1 protein-coding gene is annotated in these 1,170 nt (G+C 55.6%); it reads left to right on the plus strand.

Annotated elements, in window-relative coordinates:
• Nucleotides 1-1,170, plus strand: a 1,170-nt coding sequence (gene istA, locus NP596_RS21260) for an IS21 family transposase (protein ID WP_256617380.1), incomplete at both ends; no start/stop codon positions are given.

Raw genomic sequence — 1,170 nt, forward strand, 5'->3', positions numbered from 1 at the left:
GTGCGTCGATCGCAACCCCATCCCAAGTTAGGCGCGTTTCGCGCTCAGCTTGAGCAATGGCTGGAAGCCGATAGTCGCTTACCGAGCAAGCGCCGTCGTACCGCGCAGCGATTGTTCGAGTGTTTGCAAGTCGAGGGTTATGTGGGTGGTTATTGTGCTGTCCGGCGCTATGTGAAAGCCTGGAAGCAAGGCCAATCCACATCACCGCCGGTGACCCAAGTGTTTGTGCCTCTGTATTTTCCACCCGGCGAGACCTGTCAGTTCGATTGGAGCCATGAGGTTGCCGTGATTGGCGGTGTCGAACAAGTCGTGAAAGTGGCACAGTTTCGCTTGGCGTATAGCCGCCAGATGTTTGTGATCGCCTATCCGCGCGAGACGCAAGAGATGGTACTGGACGCGCATAATCAGGCCTTTGCTTTCTTCGGTGGCGTGCCCAAGCGTATGGTGTACGACAACCTGAAGACTGTCGTCGATGCCATCTTCTCCGGTAAAGAGCGGCAATTTAATCGTCGCTTTCTGACGTTGGCCAATCATTACCTGTTCGAGCCGATTGCCTGCACGCCGGAATCCGGTTGGGAGAAGGGTCAAGTAGAAAAGCAAGTCTGTGATATCCGCAGTTGGCTGTTCACCCCCACGCCCAAATTTGATGATTATGCGGGCTTGAATGCTTGGCTGGCTCAACGCTGCCGAGAACTGGCAGCAAGACCACATCCTGAGCAAACCTCGCGCACGACGGCGGCGTGTTTTACCGAAGAGCAACCGTTGTTAATACCGGTCAAGGCGGTATTCGACGGTTACGTTGAAGCCATGCGCCGCGTCACCAGCCAATCCCTGATTCGTATCGAACGCAACCGCTACAGTGTACCCGTTCAGTGGGCCAATAAAGCAGTGTCGGTTCGACTCACGGCTGATCGGGTGCGGATGGTGGCTGAAGGGCACGTGATCGCTGACCACCCTCGACATTTCGGGCGTGACCAGCTGATCTGCGATCCTTGGCATTACTTACCGGTATTAGAGAAAAAGCCGGGCGCCCTACGTAATGGTGCGCCGTTCGTGACCTGGGATTTACCGGTCTCGATCAAGGTGGTACGTGATCGGGTGCTGAAACACCCCAAAGGCGATCGGGCGTACGTCGAACTATTGATCATGGCGAGGGATTTAGGCGACAAC

Source organism: Methylomonas rivi (assembly GCF_024505165.1).
Taxonomy (GTDB): domain Bacteria; phylum Pseudomonadota; class Gammaproteobacteria; order Methylococcales; family Methylomonadaceae; genus Methylomonas; species Methylomonas rivi.